The following is a 16620-nucleotide window of genomic DNA, read 5'->3' as shown; positions in this document are numbered from 1 at the left end:
AGCTCGGTCGGCGACACCCGGGGGATCAGCGCGGCTAGACGCCGACGATGTGCTCCGGTGAGACCGGGGTGTGGGTCAGGTTCAACCCTGTCGCGTTGCGGATGGCGTTCACGACCGCCGGGGTGGCGGAAATGGTGGGCGGCTCGCCGACACCACGCACGCCGTACGGCGAGTTCGGGTCGGCCCTTTCGATCACATCCACCGTCATCGACGGCGTGTCCAGAATGGTCGGGATCAGGTAGTCGGTGAACGACGGGTTGCGGATCTTGCCGTCCTTGACCTGGATCTCCTCCATCACGGCAAGGCCGAGTCCCTGTGTGGAACCACCGTGGATCTGCCCGAGGACGGCGTCCGGGTTGATGGCCTTGCCGACGTCCTGCGCACAGTCCAGCTGCACGACCTTGACCAGACCCAGCTCGGTGTCCACCTCCACCACCGCCCGGTGCGCGGAGTAAGCGTGCTGGACGTGCACCCGCCGGCTCTGTCCGGTCACCGGGTCCATCGCGTATGTCTGCAGGTGGTGGTATTCCCTGGTTTCCTCGATCACGTCATCGCCGAGCACGTCGACGAGATCGGCGATGACACCGGTGGCTTGGGAAACAACCTTGCCACCGGTAAGCGACAGATCCTCGGGGTTTGCGCCGAAACGCTGGGCAACCCGATCGAAGAGCACCTCGCGGACGGCTTCACACGCGTTCTTGACGGCACCGCCGGTGATGTAGGTCTGCCGGGAAGCCGAGCTCGACCCCGCGTCGCCGACGTTGGTGTCGGTCGGGTGGGTGTTCACCCGCTCCACGCCGAGTTCGCTGCGAACGATCTGCTGCTGCACGGTGTGCAGGCCCTGCCCGACCTCGGCCGCCGCGGTGTGCACCATCGCCACCGGTTCGCCACCAATGGCCTGCAACCGCACCCGCGCCGTGGAGTAGTCGTCGGCGCCTTCCGCGTAGGAAACGTTCTTGATGATCACGCTGTAGCCGACGCCCCGAACAACGCCTTCACCGTGCGAGGTGTTGGACAGACCGCCAGGCAGGCCGCGGACGTCGGCCTGGCCGTCGGCGGTCTTCCAGGCGTCCTCCGGCGGCAGCGGCATGTCCTTGAGGCGCTGCAGCAGCTCGGCGATCGGCGCGGGGGAATCAAGGACCTGCCCGGTGTGCATGGTCGAGCCCTCCTCGACAGCGTTGAGCTGACGCAACCGCACCGGGTCCATGTCCAACGCCTTGGCGAGTTTGTCCATCTGGGACTCGTAGGCGTATGCGGGCTGCACGGCGCCGAGGCCACGCATCGCGCCGCACGGCGGGTTGTTCGTGTACAGGCCCCAACCCTCGATCTTGACGTTGGGTACCTCGTACGGCCCGGTGCCCAGCGAAGTGGCGTTGCTGACCACGACCGGGGTCTTGGAGGCATACGCGCCGCCGTCGAAGTACATCTTCGCCTTGATGTAGACGAGCTTGCCGTCCTTGGTCGCGCCGTGCTCGTAATACATCTTCGCCGGGTGGCGGTGCACGTGGCCGTAGAAGGACTCTTCCCTGTTGTAGACCATCTTCACCGGCTTGCCGGTGTGCAGCGCCAGCATGCAGCAGTGGATCTGCATGGACAGGTCCTCGCGGCCACCGAAGGCACCGCCGACACCGGACATGGTGAAGCGCACCTTCTCGACCGGGAGCCCGAGCGCCCGCGCCGTCTGCTTCTGGTCCACGTGCAGCCACTGGGTGGCGATGAACAGGTCAACCCCGCCGTCCTCGGCCGGGATGGCCAAACCGGATTCCGGCCCGAGGAACGCCTGGTCCTGCATGCCCAGGGTGTACACATCGGACACCACGACGTCGGCCTTGGCTTCCGGGTCCCCCTTGGTGATCGGCTGGTAGCGCACCACGTTGCCCTCGGGGTGCTCGGGGTGCAGCTTGGGCAGCGTGTCGTCGTGCGCGGCCCGCTCCGGGTCGGTGATCGGCTCGAATACCTCGTAGTCGACCACGATCTTTTCCAGCGCGCGCCGGGCCGTCTCCGGGTGATCGGCGGCAACAAGGGCAACCGGCTCGCCCTGGTAGCGCACGATGTCCTCGGCAAGCGCCGGCGTATCGGCGACCTTCAGGCCGTAGATGTTCTCGCCGGGGACGTCCTCGTGGGTCAGCACCGCGTACACGCCGGGATGCTTGAGCGCGGGGCCTATGTCGATCGACTTGATCCGCGCATAGGGGTGCGGGCTGCGCAGTGTCGCGCCCCAGAGCATGTCCTCCGCCCACAGATCCGAGGAGTAGGCGTACTCCCCGCTTACCTTCAGCGTTCCGTCCGGCCGCAACGGGCTGTCGCCGATCCCCCCGGTGATCGACTCATTGAGATCCTGCTGGGTGCGGGCGGGAGAAGTCTGGTTGGCCATCAGGAAGCCTCCATTGTCTGGTCACTCGGCAGCCCGAGTTTGGGCCGAGTGAGTTCGGGCGGAGTGGGGTGAATACGCCCGCTTGGCAGGCAGTTTGCTGACGTCCCGCAACTCGCGGGAAATGTCGATCTCCGATGGGCATGGCCGCGGGTGCCCCACCGGTAGAGGTGATGGTGGGTGTTCACCAGGCCCGGGGTGACCAGGCAACCGCGCCCATCGACGTGCTGAACGGGCCCGCCCTGGCCTGGGGCCGGGGCCGGGCCAGGGCCGATCGCGCCGATGCCGCCCTTGTTGTGCTTCTGGGCGACGTTGGTGATGCACCCCGCCTTGGGGATGTGGATGGCCTTGATCAGCTCGTCCGCCTCGAGGGCGTTGCGCTTGACGCCCTTGTAGAACTCGTCGATCGGGATCAGCCGCGAACCACGGGCCTGCGACTCGACCTCGACATCGGCGCCCGAGGAGAGCAGCGCCGGGTGGGAGTCACCGGCCAGCGAGGCGCAACCGAGGTTGCCGCCGACGCCGCCACGGCTGCGGATCTGCGGGGAGGCCACGGTGTGCGAGGCGTACGACACCGAGGGGCCGAGGGCGACGTTCTCCTCGCCGACATGCCACTCGCTCAGCTCTGTGATCCGGTTGAGGTTGAGCAGGTACTCGGGGCGCCGGTGGTCGAAGTTGATCTCGATCATGATGTCGGTGCCCCCCGCAATCGGCACAGCCGTGGAATGCTCAGCCTTGGCGGCGAGCGCCTCCTCCCAGCTGGCGGGGCGAAGGAAGTCCATGTACGGCTCTTTTCATTCGTATCGGGGCGTTCGTTTCGCCCCAGAGGACCGAAGTCCCTCCCGTGACTCGTTCACGTGCTGTCAATGCGGAATGGCGCAAGTACACCCGCCGGGCCCCGTCGAGGGTCAGTCACCGAAACCATGAAGGAATTGGCTGGTCGGCTGGCCCCTCTTGTAGATTCATATGAATGACAGAACTCAGTAACCCCAGCGCTTTCCGCTGGTCACATTCGGCGACGACGCGCACGGTCCGCGGCGTGATGACGTCCACGGACTGAGGGATCCCAGCCGCTATCTCACCGGCGGCGGACTGGTCCTCACGGGCCTCGCCTGGCGTCGCGACGCCGCCGACTCCGAGCCGTTCGCACGCATCTTCGCGTCCACCGGCGTGGCCGGTCCAGTGGTCGGCGAGGCCTGGCTCGGCGACATCCCGGCGACCTCGTGGCGGCTTGCATTCGGTGCCGTATGCCGCTTTTCGCCATCAATGAGCACGTGGCCTTCGTCACAATCACCGAGCATGTGGTGCGTCAGGTGTCCGGCGAGCAGGCCGGCGACCTGGCCGCGGCCCACGGCCGCGGATCGGCCTCCGCCTCCCACGACGTACGCGAGACGGTCCTGCCCGACTGGCTGCTCGCCGTGGAGGCCGGCGCGGGCGACTGGTCGAGACCGATGAGGACGAGTCAGAAGCCGCCTGAAGCAAACATGCCAAGGGGCCCGGCACACGTGATGTGTGCCGGGCCCCTTGGCATGCAGTTCAGTTCAAGTGGTGGGTGTCGTTGAGGGCCTGCACCGTGCCGGTGCCGTCCTTGTCGTACGTCACCGTCGACAGGGAGGCTGCTGCGACTTCCATGCGGAACAAACTGTGTGGTGGGGCCTGGAGGGCGAGGCGGATCAGGGCTCTGAGTGGTCCGACGTGGGAGACGACCAGAACCGTGGCGCCGGCGTACTGGGCCAGGAGGCCGTCTCGTACGGCGGCGGCCCGGCGGGTGACCTGTTGCATGGTCTCGTCTGCGCCCGAGGGGGGAGCCTCGGGCGAGGCGAGCCATGCGCTCAGGTCGTCCGGGTAGCGTTCGCGGACTTCGGTGAAGGTCAGGCCCTCCCAAGCACCGAAGTCCGCTTCCCGCAGGTCCCGGTCGACCTGGACGCTCAGGCCGAGGCGCGCGGCCACGGACTGAGCGGTCTCCTGGCAGCGCCGCATCGGTGAAGTGACGACCGCCTCGATGTCGCCGCGGTGAGTGAGGGCGTCTGCTGCCGCCTGGGCTTGGCGGCGTCCGGCCGGTGAGAGTCCCGGGTTGGATCCTCCGCTGCCGGAGAGCCGCCGTTGCGGGGTGAGCAGGGTTTCGCCGTGCCGCAGCAGTACGAGCGTCGTCACGTCACTCACTTCGCGGTCTTCGCGAAGTGGTCTCGTACGGCGTCGGTCTGCTTCTCCATGACGCCGATGATGGCCTCGACCACGTTCAGGTCGGCGTCGTCGGCGATCTCCAGGATCCGGGACCACTCGAAGAAGCTGCGGGCCGGGTCGTTGGTGATGGGGCGTACGCGGATGGTGGCCTCGTAGCTGTTGACTCCGCTGGTGGGGGCGACGGCCCGGTAGGACTGGGTCTTGTTGATCTCGTCTCGGGCAGCGATCTCCTGCTGGACCAGGCCGCCGTTGAGCGTGAGCTTGAAGTCGTAGCGGGCCGGGACCGTGTCCACCGAGCCGCCTTCCGTCCAGGTGACGTCAGTGTGGATGTCCAAGTCGCCCGGGGACACGATCTCCAGGATCTTCATGGCGTCGCGGACAGTCGCCCACACGGTGTCCGGGCCGGCCTCAAGGATGGTGGAGTGGTACATGGTGTGCTTGCGCTGGATCGGCACCGGGGTGCTCCTTCTTCTAGTAGTTGACGCGGTCGGTCTTGGCAACCCACGCGCCGAACGGCGCGGTGCGGTCGGGGGCGTTGGTGGTGGTTATCGCGTGGACTCCGGGGACTCGTTCTTGGTGACGAGGTGGTTTCCGAGGATCAGATAGTCGATCTCGGTGCCCATAAAGCAGTTAAGGGCGTCGGTGGGGGTGCAGACGATGGGTTCGCCGGCGACATTGAACGAGGTGTTGATCAGGCAGGGGGTGTCGGTGAGTTCGGTGAACTTCCGCAGCAGTGCCGTAAGCCGTGGGGTTCCCTCGTCTGCCAGGGTCTGGATACGGGAGGTGCCGTCCACGTGTACGGCGCCGGGGATGCGGTCCTTGTATTCGTCGCGGACGGGGAAGACGAACGTCATGTACGGGGAGCTGGTCTTACGCCCCATGTCGAAGATCTTCGGCGCCTGCTCTTCGAGGACAAGGGGAGCGAACGGGCGGAAGGGTTCGCGGTGCTTGACCCGGGTGTTGATGATGTCCTTGATGTCGGTGAAGCCGGGGTTCGCGAGGATGCTGCGATGCCCCAGCGCGCGTGGCCCGTGCTCGATGCGGCCTTCGAACCAGCCGATGACGACCTTCTTCGTCAGCAGCTTCGCCACATACTCGATGACCTCGTCATCGTCCAGGCGCGAGACGAGGACGCGGCCGGTGAATCCCTCAAGGGCCTCCTCGATCGCGGCGTCGTCGTAGGCCGGGCCCAGATAGGGGGTGACGGGTGCGGCGGCGGCGAGGATGTTCGCGGGGTCGGTGTCGGGGTGGTTGAGCCAGGCGTGGGCTGCGGCTCCGATGGTGATGCCGGTGTCAGAGGCACCGAAGCTGACCTGCATGTCCTCGAAGCGGGAGCCTTCGAACATCGGGGTGTTGTTCAGGCAGTTCAGGGCGACGCCGCCTTCGAACAACAGCCGGTCGAGATCCGTCCTGTTCTCCAGGTGGCGGACCTGGTGGGCGGTGGCGACGTTCAGCATCTGCTGCGCGGCGGCGGCGACGCGGGCCTTGTATTCGAGGGTGTCTTCGAAGGGTCCGAAGTACTCCTCGAACAGGGCGTCGTGGCTGTGGGGGTTGTCGGTCTGAAGGGGCTTGGTGAAGGTGTAGCGGCCGTCGTCGTGCAGCGTCAGAAGGTGGTCGATGAACGGGTTCGGAGTCGGGGGGGCGGTGTATCCGGCCAGACCCATCACTTTGTACTCGTCGTTGTTGGGGACGAAGCCGAGGAAGCGGGTGATGGCGGAGAACAGGGTGCCGATGGAGTACTGGGAGCCGGTGACGGTGTCGTCGAAGACGGTGATCTGGCCGTTGCGGATCTCGCCCATCAAGGTCGAGAAGCGTTCGGCGCGGCCGTCACTGACGAGGAACGCGGAGTCCTTCATGCCGGCGAGGTAGTAGCCGGTCGTAGCGTGGGCCAGGTGGTGAGGGACGAAGCGGACTTTGGCCGGGTCGGGGCGGTGTCCGGTGCGGGCTTCGAAGTCTGCGAGGATCGCCTCGTGGCTGACGACCTGGTCGAACAAGTCCGTCATGTCGCCCATGAGGCTGTTCTTCGCGGCCTGCGGCATCGGCGAGGTGCGGATGCCGTCCAGGATCTCGTCCAGAACTTGGGTGGTCCAGTTCCAGGGGAAGGCGAACAGGTCGACGTCATCGAACGTGATCCCGGCTTCCTTTAGGCACCAGTCGATCGCGTTCGTGGGGAAGTCGGTGGTCTTCTTCTCCCGGTTGAGGCGTTCTTCCTCTACCGCGGCGACCAGGCGGCCGTCCATCAGGAGTGCGGCGGCGGCGTCGTGGCCCAAGAGGTAATGCTTGTTGATGCCGGTCGCACCGAGGCGTTCGGAGAAGAACTCCGACACCCGACTGAAACCATTACATCCCAGAACAATCACGGCATTCTCTCCTGTTATGGGGCTACTTGACGATCAGCAGGTCGCGGAGCTTCTCCCCGGCCGCGGGTGCCTGGCACAGGCCCGCGCCGGTGAATCCGGCCGCGTACAGGAAGCGGCGGGTGGGGTGTTCGCCGATGAGGGCGGTGTTGTTGGGGCTGGCGTCGAAGTCGCCGGTCCACGCGCGATGCAGGCCAATGCCGTCCAAGGCGGGGTACAGGGTGCCGAGATGGCCGGCGATGCGGCCGAGCCAGGCTTCGCGTGCTTCGCCGGCCTTGGGTACGCCCATGGCGAGGAGGATGCGGTCCTTCCATGAGCGGATCCGCAGGCCGGATGTGGCGTGCATCGTCATGGGCATCTCGCGCTGCGGGGAGGGCGGGATGTCGGTGAACAGCATCTCGATCGCGTGAGGTGTCATCGGCAGGTCGACCGACGCCATGGATGCCACCTCGCGGGACCAGGGCCCGGCCGTGCACACAATGCTGTCTGCCTTGATGCTGCCCTGTGGGGTGTGGATGGTGTTGTCGTCGTCGATGCCTGTGACGGGTGTGTGGGTGAACAGGCGGGCACCGTGATTGCGGGCGGCGGCGGCGTAGCCGCGGACGATGTCGAGGCCATCTACGTGGTATGCCTCAGGAGACCAGGCGGCGGCCAGGACGGCGCGTTCGTTGATCAGCGGGTTGAGTCCGGACGCTTCGCGGGCACTGATCAGGCCGACGTGGACGCCGGCGGCCTGCTGGGCTTGATGGGTGGCCTCGAATTTGGCGATCTGCTCTTCTTCGGTGAACAGCACCATGAACCCGAGCCGCTTCAGGCCGAGGGGGGCTGCGGTGTGGCGGGCGAAGTCGTGGTAGGCGTTCAAGCTGCGCACGGCCATTTGCCCGGTGTAGGGGTCGCCGGGGAAGTAGGTGCGGACCATGCCCGCGGTGTGCGCCGAGGCCCCGCCGCCGAGGCTGCCGCGTTCCAGCAGCACGGTGTTCATGCCGGCTTCGGCGAGGTGGTAGGCGGCGGAGGTTCCGATCACTCCCCCGCCGATGACGACAGCGTCAGCCCGGGCAGGCAGGGCGCTCAAGATTTCTCCTTTGGTGTGGGGTTCAGGTGGCGGGGATGAGTGGCGGTGTCGTCATCTCCTCGGCGCCTCCGCTCCGGGCATGGCTACGCGCCTTCCTTGGCGTCCTGCTGGCGCAGGTGGTCTCCGGTCTCCCACGGGTACAGGTGGAGGTTCCAGCCGCCGAGGCAGTTGATGTAGAGGGCCATCTGGCTGGTGACGGCGTAGAAGTCGTCACGGTCGAGGCGGTCGAGGACGTCAAGGAAGCGCTGGGTGAACGCCCACAGTTTCTCCAGGCCGCAGTAGCCCAGGAACTCGGCGGGGACGCCGACCAGGAGGCGGGCCATGTGGACGAGGGAGGCCATGGGCATGTCCTGGACGGCGGCGCGCACGAGTCCGCCGTAGGCGGCGTAACCCAGGGGCCGGGTCTCGCCGTTGACGAATAGCAGGGTGGGAAGGACGGTGCCGAAGTTGCCTGCCTGGGAGGGGATGATGCCCTGGTGGAGGTCGTCCAGCTCGGCCGGGGGTGCGAGCCAGATCTTCTCGGTCTCGGCGAAGATGTCGGCGATCAGGTGGCTGGCGGCCGTGTTGGTGGCGTGGAGCATCGGGATGCGGTGGCCGCCCGACTCGCCTGCGCGGCGGACTTCGGCGAGGATCTGCTTCTTTGTGGAGTAGACGGCGTCCCAGATCGCGGCCCCGGCTTCCAGCAGGGCGGGCATGTCTGCCTCACGGATCTGGCCAACGGGGGTGGCGGGCATCGGCTCGGTCAGGGTGCCGTACTTGATGCCCAGGTGCAGCAAGCCGGAGCAGAACACGGTGCCGTTGGGGGCCTCGCGCCGGTCGGGGATGCGGGTGGCGTGGGGGGTGTGCAGCAGGGTGGGTATCGGCGCTACGTGGTAGAGGTGTTCTCCCGCGATGAGGGCGTGTCCCTGGAGGCTCTGGTACGGCAGGGACTCCCACAGGGCGTCGGCGAGTGCCGGGTTGCGGTCGTCAAGGTCGGCTGTGACCGTGATGCCGAGGTTGGGCCAGGAGATCTCGATCTGACGGCCAGGCAGCTTCTCAGACAAGGCTTTCCCCGTTCGTTGGTTCGGCTTGTCCGAGGAGTACATCGTCGGCAGGCGGGCTTCAGCCAGGCGTCGAAAACATGAAATGTCAGCAGCCTGAGACCCGTAGTTCGTGTCTTTCTACGAGAATCAGGCCCTCCGGTTAATGGTCAATGAGCCACCCTCCCACGACCGCCTGCGGAAGTGGGCCGCCGACGGCACCTGGGAGAAGGTCTTCACCGCCCTGCTCGCCCAGGCCGACGCCGAAGGCGACCTGGACTGGGTCGTCGCGGTCGACTCCACCATCGTCCGAGCCCACCAGCACGCCGCCGGGGCCCGTCAAAAGGGGCCCCGGCCGGCGAGCCGGACGACCATGCCCTCGGACGCTCCCGCGGCGGACTGACCACCAAGATCCACCTCGCCGCGGACAGCCACTGCCGGCCCCTGGCCTTCGTCATCACGCCTGGCCAGGCAGGTGACGCACCCGCATTCCCCGAGGTCATGGCCCGCTTACGGGTGCCCCGGCCAATCGGCCGGCCCAGGATCACGCCGGACGTGATCCTGGCCGACAAGGCCTACTCATCCCGCGCGATCCGGACCCATCTCCGTCGGCGCGGGATCCGGGCCGTGATCCCGCAGCCCGCCGACCAGGCCGCCAACCGCAAACGCCGCGGCAGCCGCGGCGGCAGACCACCAGCCTTCGACCGCGACGCCTACAAGCGGCGCAACACGGTCGAGCGCTGCATCAACAGACTCAAGCAATGGCGCGGCCTGGCCACCCGCTACGACAAGACCGCCACCATCTACCTCGCCGGACTCCACCTCGCCGCCATCTTCATCTGGTCAGCGAGGTGATCCAAAAGAAACGGCCTAGCCCCGCCGTCGAGTCCCCTCAGCACCAGCGTCCCAACGCCTGCCCCACGCGTCCCATGCCGTCCCGGACGGTGAACCGTCCTGGCTGATCAACAGCTGGGATATCCCTCCCTGTCCCGTCCCACCGCGATCTCCTTCCAGGGACGCCGCCCGAGACCACAGCATGTGCAGCGTCATCAGGCGAAACGGCATGTGCGCCGTCGCCCTCCGCCACAAAGGAGTTCTCATGAAAGCGTCCAAGCGCATCGCTATGGCCCTGACCACAGCCACGGTGTTCGGCGGCCTGGCCCTCGCGCCTGCCGCCTCGGCCGATAACACCGCCCCCAGGGCCCAACCCAGCACCCAGACGCACAGCCAGACGGTGACCAGCAAGGGCCGTTGTGGCGGACACCTGGTGGCGACGGCTGTCAAGTACTCATACTCCACGTCGAGCTGCAGTGTTGCCGGACATGCGGGATACAAGCTCGGGATCAAGTGGACGGCGACCGACCGCTACACCGCCCTGCAGGTCCGGGGGTACGGCAAGAACGGGAAGGCTAAGTGGTACAACTGCGGCTCCGGAGGCGGAAAGTGCACGGTCCCGTGGGGCAACAGGCTGGGTAAGCCGAAGGTCCGCGGCTGGAACGCGGTGCGACCGGCCACGGTCTACTTCAGCCACTGAGCTGCTGAATGACCATGACCGTCGGTTCCGTCACCGCACGGAACCGACGGTCATCGGGCTGAGCGGCCTGAGCGGGCTGAGCGGCCGATGCGCACTACCCGCAGTTGAGCTTACGGGTGGGACCGATCTTCGTACCGGCCAGCGGGCCGCTGTTCCAGTAGAGGATGAGGCGGTGGTCGTGCACACCGGCACATCCGGCACGCAGTGTCCGGCTCCCGCTCCCCCGTCCGGCACACCCCATGCTGAACCGCTCAGGAGGCCACGCCCAAGCCTTTCGAGCACCGTCGAAAAGGCAGGCAGGCGAAAAGGCAGGCAGGGCTTGGTAGCCACCCTCAGCCCGAAATCGCCGCCGGGAGGATCACCGCCAGGTTGCTCAGGACGTACATCACCGCCGCGATAATCACCCGGCGGCGTTCCCGGCTGGGGTTCCGGTCGCTGCCCCCGGAAGTCGTCCAGGTGATGATGGTGATCCCGAGCATGATGATGGTGAAGACGAGACCCAGGATATGGATTTTGTCCGTGAGGGTCAGTGCCGTCTCGGCACCGATCGTGGTCGACGACTGCTGCATATTCACCACGATCGCGAACAGCACCGCCCCCAGCAGGCTCAGGCGCCCGAGCATGACCTCAGCGCTGTCCAGTACCAGAACGAAGATCACCAACGTGATCATCGAAGCCACATAGACCGGGCCGGTCAGCTTGATGAAGCTGTTGTACTCGGCCCGAGCGATGTCCATCTGCAGTTCGAGCCGGTCGTAGGTGCTTCCCTTCTCCGGCTTCAGGGCGGGGTCACCGAATGTGGTGCGATAGGTATGACGGCTCTTGACGATCCGAAAGGACACGATCTGCCATTCCTCGGGGATCGCGTCGAGATCGTAGGTGGTGTTCTCCTTGTCGGCCACATATCTGGAGTCGGAGATATCGTCGGTCGGCTCCATAGCGATGACCAGCCGATGCCGGTCAAAAGGGAACGCCCGGGTATCCCAGTCGACCCGGAAACTTCCCACGACCTTCATATACCCCCAGACGCCTTCGTCGACCGGCGTGGTCGCGTGCAGGCTCTTCTCCACCTTGTTGGCGTTGGTGAACTCCATGACCTCCAGCGGGTCATGCCCCTCGTCAGGGCACAGGCTCCACACCCACAGATCCGCACGGAAGGAGCCGCCAGCCGGGCTGAAGTCGTACGTGTCCATCACATACGCGCCCACCTTGCAGGTGACCGGCCCGTCCGCCTGCGCCACCGGAGCTGCAACAACGGCCACCGCTGCTACGGCTACGCACAGCGCGGCGCAGACCCTCCACACCCAGCAGCCGACCCGGTTCGTCGCCGAGCTCATACGAAGACCCGCCCCCACACCAGCCCGGCTCAGGGCCGCCGCGCGACATCGGAGTCCACCTCGCGGACCGTACGATCGCCACCCCGCCGACCTCCCGTGGCAATCGCCATACCCCAGTCGCGATCCTGTAACTAGGCTCCCCAGGCACCCAGTTGACGTTCTGCATTCCCCGGCGTGGGCTACGGAAATCCATCGGGGCGGCAACCACGCACGGTTGCCGCCCCGACCTGCCACACGGGTCTCAGGCCCACGAGCGCAGCAGAACAGCAGTGCGCCGCCGTGCCGTCTTTGATCGTCTCTTGCTCATGGGAGGTGCTCACCAGTCCTGGATCGCATCGGTGGGGGACATACGTGCAGCTCGTCGGGCAGGGGCCAGCGAGCCGACCGCGACCACAAGCAGGGTGAGACCGAGAAGGAGGGCGATGGTGCCCATCGACGGCAGCGGCACCCGGTCCTGTACGTACGGCGCCAACTCGGCCTGTCACCCCGCATGGTGGCGCCCGCGCTGGCGACGTGATCGCGCCAAGGAGCCGAGTACATCAAGCCAAGCCATCTCAAGCAGCAGATCCCCCATGCCCGTGCCCGACACTAAGCAGGGGTGATCAAAGCGAGAAGCAGAGCAATCATATACGGACAATGACCCACATCGTACTCGCGCTTACGCGATCATGAAGTTACGTGCGCTGTCAGAGCCCGTTGATAGAACGATACGACACCAACAGCCCATACCAGCAGGAGTCATGACGTGATCGATGCCTTCGCAGAACAGGCCCCTCCGGTCCCGGGGATCTACGAGCGTCTGATCACGTCCCGACTAGAGCAGCGGCTCACCGAGATGCACGCCGAGGGATGGCACGCCGCCGAGCAGAGAGTGGGTGACCAGTCATCGCCGCACATCCTCGCTCGGCACATCGCCGACACTGTGCGCCAGCTGCTCGCCTCGATGCCACCTGAGCGGCGGGTGGAAGAGGCAAACAACATTCTTGAGGCCCTAAGCAGCCACGAAGGCGCACGCGAGTTGATCGAGTTCATCGCGGATGGACCGCGCCAGTTGGTTGCCATTGCTGAGCAGCAGGCCCCCGGTGTCTACACAGTACGACCGGCTACCCCGCTCTCTGAGAGCGCGCTGATTACGAACTCTCCCGAGGACCCCAATCTCGGTTATGAACTGCGTGCCGAGTTGGAGACAGCTGACCGTATCGACCTGCTCTGTGCCTTTGTGAAGTGGCATGGCTTGCGCGTCCTAGAGGACTCACTCAAGGCTGCCAGCAGCCGAGGGGTGCGTATCCGCGTCATCACGACGACGTACATCGGCGCCACGGAGCGACGCGCGCTTGACCGCCTAGTCAGAGAGTTCAACGCCGAGGTCAAGGTCAACTATGAGACACGATCGACGCGCCTGCACGCGAAAGCTTGGCTCTTCCGCCGCCACACGGGGTACGACACGGCCTACGTAGGTAGCTCGAACCTCTCCAAGGCTGCGCTGCTCGATGGCTTGGAGTGGAACGTCCGTCTGTCGTCAGTCGCAACACCTGCTGTCCTGAAGAAGTTCGAGGCGACCTTCGACTCTTACTGGAGTGAGGCAGCCTTCGAGTCATACGACCCCGACAGAGATCACCGGCGACTGGACGAAGCGCTCATCCAGGCCACAGGTAAGCAGCGAGGCGATACACATGCCATTAGCCTCTCTGGCCTTGAGGTACGGCCATACCCTCACCAGCAGGACATGCTGGAGCGGCTCCAGGTCGAGCGAGACATTCACGGTCGTCACCGGAACCTGCTCGTTGCCGCCACTGGCACTGGTAAGACCGTTATGGCAGCGCTTGACTACAAACGTCTCAAGAGAACTCATCCAGGACGGCAACTCAAGCTGCTCTTTGTGGCGCACCGCAAGGAGATCCTCAAGCAGTCGCTGCGTACGTACCAAGAGGTCTTGGACGATGCGAACTTCGGTGAGCTCTTCGTCGGCGGGGAGATCCCACGGGACTGGCAGCATGTGTTCGCCAGCGTCCAGTCATTGAGCGCCAGATCTCTGGACCAACTGAACCCTCACCACTTCGATGTCATTGTGATCGATGAGTTCCATCATGCGGTGGCGAACACCTACCGTCGGCTCATTGACCACTTTCAACCCATTGAGCTCCTTGGCCTGACAGCCACGCCAGAACGTCTGGACGGAAGAAACGTTCAGGATGAGTTCTTTGGCGGGCATATTGCCGCCGAGATGCGCCTCTGGGAAGCACTGGAGAATGATCTCCTCAGTCCTTTCCACTACTTCGGGATCGCCGACAGCACGGACCTGGAGACGGTGACGTGGAAGCGAGGGTCCTATGACATCAGCGAGCTGGACAAGCTCTTCACTGGCAACCATGCGCGGGCGCGACTCATCATCAAAGCCATCCAGGACAAGGTCACCGATCCCAGCACCCTGCGCGCCTTGGGCTTCTGCGTGTCCGTAGCACACGCCCGCTTCATGGCGGACTGCTTCCAGAAGGCCGGGTTCAAGGCGAAAGCTCTAGACGGAACAAGCCACGCCCAGGAGCGAGAGACAGCGCTGAGCGAGCTCAAGGACGGCAAGATCCAGGTGCTGTTCTCAGTGGACCTCTTCAACGAAGGGCTGGATGTACCTGACGTCGACACGCTGCTGCTTCTCCGTCCAACGTCCAGCGCCACGGTCTTTCTGCAGCAACTCGGACGCGGGCTACGCCGAACCCCAGACAAAGCTGTCCTCACGGTGCTCGACTTCATCGGCCAGCACCGCAAGGAGTTCCGGTTCGAGAACCAGTTCAGAGCCCTGACAAACCTCACTCGTAGTCGTTTGGTCGACCACATCCAACGTGACTTTCCCAAGCTCCCCTCCGGCTGTCAAATTATCCTGGAGCGGAAGTCAAAGGAACGAATCCTTGACAACATCAAGAGCCAGCTCAACGTCAATGTGACCCAGCTGGCGCGTGAGGTTGCGGACTACTCCCAGCCCCGGCTGGCTGACTATCTACGGGAGAGCGGTCGCGAGCTCAAGGAGCTCTACAAGGGCAGCGGCTCCTGGACAGGGCTCCTGCGCCGAGCCAACCTCATCGCCAGCGAAGCACCCGACGGCGAAGAGCAACTCCTCAAGCGCGCAATGGCCTTCCTCCACGTCGACGATCCGGCACGGGTAGCGGCCTACTCCCAGATACTCGGCCACGACGCGCCACGCTATGAAGAGCTGGATGAACTAGGACGCGCCTACGCTCGGATGCTGTTCTTCTCGCTCTGGCCCGTGGGCGGAAAGTTCCGCAGCTACGCCGAGGGGTTCGATCACCTGCGCCAGCAACCGGTCTTCCGCGATGAGTTGCGGCAGATGTTGTCGTACAACCTCGAGCGCACGGAACACTATCCAATCCCGCTCGTGAGCGAGCATGGAGCAATCCCTCTGACGGTTCACGCGGCGTACAGCCGCGAAGAGATACTTCCTGCTCTCGGCCAGGCAGCCGTGGACGGCTTCAAGCCCGGCAACTTCCGCGAGGGAGTGAAGTGGTGCGAAGGCCTTAGAAGTCATCTCAATTGGCGAGTCTGCGGTAGCAGATGAGGGTGCACGCGATGCTGGTGAAGGCGAGGAAGTGCTCGGCTTTGCGCTCGTAGCGTCGGTGGAGGCGTCGGCAGCCGGCGAGCCAAGCCATGGTGCGCTCAACGGTCCAACGGTGGCGGCCCAGTCGCTGCGAGGACTCGATTCCCTTGCGGGCTATGCGGTGGGTGATGCCGCGCTCGCGTAACCATCGCCGCAGGTGAGCGTAGTCATAGCCTTTGTCGGCGTGAAGCTTTCCCGGCCTGCGCCGTCGCCGTCCGCGGCGGGAGCGGATCGGCGGTATGCCCTTCACCAGGGGTATCAGGGCCTGGCTGTCGTGCAGGTTCGCCCCTGAAATACCGACGGACAAGGGCAGACCGGTCCGCTCGGTGATCAAGTGGATCTTCGAGCCGTACTTGCCCCGGTCGATAGGATTCGGACCTGTCAGGTCCCCCTTTTCAGGGCCCGCATGTTCACCGAGTCGATCGCGCAGCGGGACCAGTCCAACTCGCCGCGGGCACCCAGCTCGTCGAGGACCAGGCGGTGGAGCTTGGCCCATACCCTGGCCTTCGTCCACTCGGAGAAGCGGCGGTGGGCCGTTGCCCCCGACGGCCCGAACGACGCCGACGGCAACTGCTGCCACGTACAGCCTGACGTGGCAACGAACACAATCGCCGCCAGCACCTCCCTGTCACCATGCCGCCGTCGCCCACCCCCCTGAGGCCGCGACGGCGCCTCTGGCACCACCCGCTGGAACAACTCCCACAACTCGTCCGGCACCAGCCGCTCAACGATCCCCACCACGACCGACAGTTTACCGAGTCGTCCAAATGAGATGACTTCTTAATACCGATGCCCTGCTGATAACCCTTGAGAAGGACGAGAAGGACTTCTCCCCGCAAACGCGCTATAAGGACTATGCGATGAGCGCGGACCGCTTTCACTGGGAGTCCCAAAACCAAACGTCTGCGACTTCGACAACCGGACAGCGCTACCAGCACCACAAGGAGCGTGGCAGCGATGTCCTCCTGTTCGTCCGTCGCTACAAGAAGACCGACATTGGCGGCCCTCAGCCGTGGACGCTGCTTAGTCCTGCCGAGTACGAGTCTCACGAGGGCAGCAAGCCCATGGGCATCGTCTGGAAGCTTCGCCATGAACTTCCCGCCGACATCTGGACGTACTCCAGTATCGTCGGAGGATAG

The 16620-nt window shown here is 65.2% G+C and carries 10 protein-coding genes and 5 pseudogenes; 5 read left to right on the top strand and 10 right to left on the bottom strand.

Annotation, left to right across the window (positions count from 1 at the left end):
* Window positions 1–34: 34 nt before the first annotated feature.
* Complete coding sequence (gene pucD / locus test1122_RS14540) at window positions 35–2374, bottom strand: xanthine dehydrogenase subunit D (RefSeq protein ID WP_232269594.1); 2340 nt, start codon at window positions 2372–2374, stop codon at window positions 35–37.
* A 323-nt stretch (window positions 2375–2697) separates the two neighbouring features.
* Window positions 2698–3153: pseudogene (locus test1122_RS14535) on the bottom strand (FAD binding domain-containing protein); the annotation flags it as partial.
* 188 nt (window positions 3154–3341) lie between these two features.
* On the opposite strand from test1122_RS14535, the pseudogene test1122_RS14530 reads away from it, so the two are divergent.
* Window positions 3342–3813: pseudogene (locus tag test1122_RS14530) on the top strand (PucR family transcriptional regulator ligand-binding domain-containing protein); the annotation flags it as partial.
* A gap of 94 nt (window positions 3814–3907) precedes the next feature.
* On the opposite strand, the gene test1122_RS14525 reads toward test1122_RS14530, so the two are convergent.
* From test1122_RS14525 to test1122_RS14505, 5 genes are all read right to left on the bottom strand, one after another.
* Window positions 3908–4525 (bottom strand): histidine phosphatase family protein, encoded by a 618-nt coding sequence (locus test1122_RS14525; protein ID WP_422396985.1) that lies wholly within the window; start codon window positions 4523–4525, stop codon window positions 3908–3910.
* A gap of 5 nt (window positions 4526–4530) precedes the next feature.
* Entirely contained in the window at window positions 4531–5010 is a 480-nt protein-coding gene (locus test1122_RS14520) for an SRPBCC family protein (RefSeq protein WP_232269593.1), read from the bottom strand.
* A gap of 90 nt (window positions 5011–5100) precedes the next feature.
* Window positions 5101–6882 carry a carbamoyltransferase family protein gene (locus tag test1122_RS14515; protein ID WP_338423539.1) on the bottom strand — a complete coding sequence of 594 codons (1782 nt, stop codon included), beginning with the start codon at window positions 6880–6882 and terminating at the stop codon, window positions 5101–5103.
* Between the two features lie 55 nt (window positions 6883–6937).
* On the bottom strand, window positions 6938–7984 hold the full coding sequence (locus test1122_RS14510; protein ID WP_232269591.1) for an NAD(P)/FAD-dependent oxidoreductase: 1047 nt from the start codon (window positions 7982–7984) through the stop codon (window positions 6938–6940).
* Window positions 7985–8067: 83 nt separating this feature from the next.
* Window positions 8068–9027, bottom strand: a complete 960-nt coding sequence (locus test1122_RS14505) for a cucumopine synthase-related protein (protein ID WP_232269590.1) — start codon at window positions 9025–9027, stop codon at window positions 8068–8070.
* Between the two features lie 160 nt (window positions 9028–9187).
* Between test1122_RS14505 and test1122_RS14500 the strand changes: the two are divergent.
* Together test1122_RS14500 and test1122_RS14495 are read left to right on the top strand one after the other, a co-directional pair.
* Window positions 9188–9858 (top strand): annotated as a pseudogene (locus tag test1122_RS14500) (IS5 family transposase); the annotation flags it as partial.
* Between the two features lie 244 nt (window positions 9859–10102).
* The gene (locus test1122_RS14495) at window positions 10103–10537 is read left to right on the top strand and encodes a hypothetical protein (protein ID WP_232269589.1); all 435 of its coding nucleotides are present in this window, start codon (window positions 10103–10105) and stop codon (window positions 10535–10537) included.
* A gap of 332 nt (window positions 10538–10869) precedes the next feature.
* On the opposite strand, the gene test1122_RS14490 is transcribed toward test1122_RS14495, so the two are convergent.
* Together test1122_RS14490 and test1122_RS14485 are read right to left on the bottom strand one after the other, a co-directional pair.
* Entirely contained in the window at window positions 10870–11874 is a 1005-nt protein-coding gene (locus test1122_RS14490; RefSeq protein ID WP_232269588.1) for a ligand-gated ion channel, read from the bottom strand.
* Window positions 11875–12190: 316 nt separating this feature from the next.
* Window positions 12191–12346 carry a hypothetical protein gene (locus tag test1122_RS14485; RefSeq protein ID WP_232269587.1) on the bottom strand — a complete coding sequence of 52 codons (156 nt, stop codon included), beginning with the start codon at window positions 12344–12346 and terminating at the stop codon, window positions 12191–12193.
* Between the two features lie 363 nt (window positions 12347–12709).
* On the opposite strand from test1122_RS14485, the pseudogene test1122_RS14480 reads away from it, so the two are divergent.
* Window positions 12710–15409: pseudogene (locus test1122_RS14480) on the top strand (DEAD/DEAH box helicase family protein); the annotation flags it as partial.
* 4 nt (window positions 15410–15413) lie between these two features.
* Here the strand turns inward: test1122_RS14480 and test1122_RS14475 are convergent.
* Window positions 15414–16213, bottom strand: a protein-coding gene (locus test1122_RS14475; protein ID WP_422397074.1) for an IS5 family transposase whose coding sequence is annotated in 2 segments (ribosomal slippage) — window positions 15414–15875 and window positions 15878–16213 — 798 coding nt in all. Because the reading frame shifts where the segments join, the coding sequence is not laid out codon by codon here.
* Between the two features lie 47 nt (window positions 16214–16260).
* Between test1122_RS14475 and test1122_RS14470 the strand changes: the two are divergent.
* Window positions 16261–16620 (top strand): annotated as a pseudogene (locus tag test1122_RS14470) (DUF3427 domain-containing protein); the annotation flags it as partial.

The sequence above is a fragment of the Streptomyces gobiensis genome (genome assembly GCF_021216675.1).
Classification (GTDB): Bacteria; Actinomycetota; Actinomycetes; order Streptomycetales; family Streptomycetaceae; genus Streptomyces; species Streptomyces gobiensis.
This window is presented reverse-complemented; position numbering and strand designations above follow the sequence as displayed.

Bases quoted from the DNA above. Each gene is read 5' to 3' on its own strand.
- pucD (WP_232269594.1), bottom strand. From the start codon at position 2,374: ATGGCCAACCAGACTTCTCCCGCCCGCACCCAGCAGGATCTCAATGAG.
- test1122_RS14495 (WP_232269589.1), top strand. From the start codon at position 10,103: ATGAAAGCGTCCAAGCGCATCGCTATGGCCCTGACCACAGCCACGGTG.
- test1122_RS14490 (WP_232269588.1), bottom strand. From the start codon at position 11,874: ATGAGCTCGGCGACGAACCGGGTCGGCTGCTGGGTGTGGAGGGTCTGC.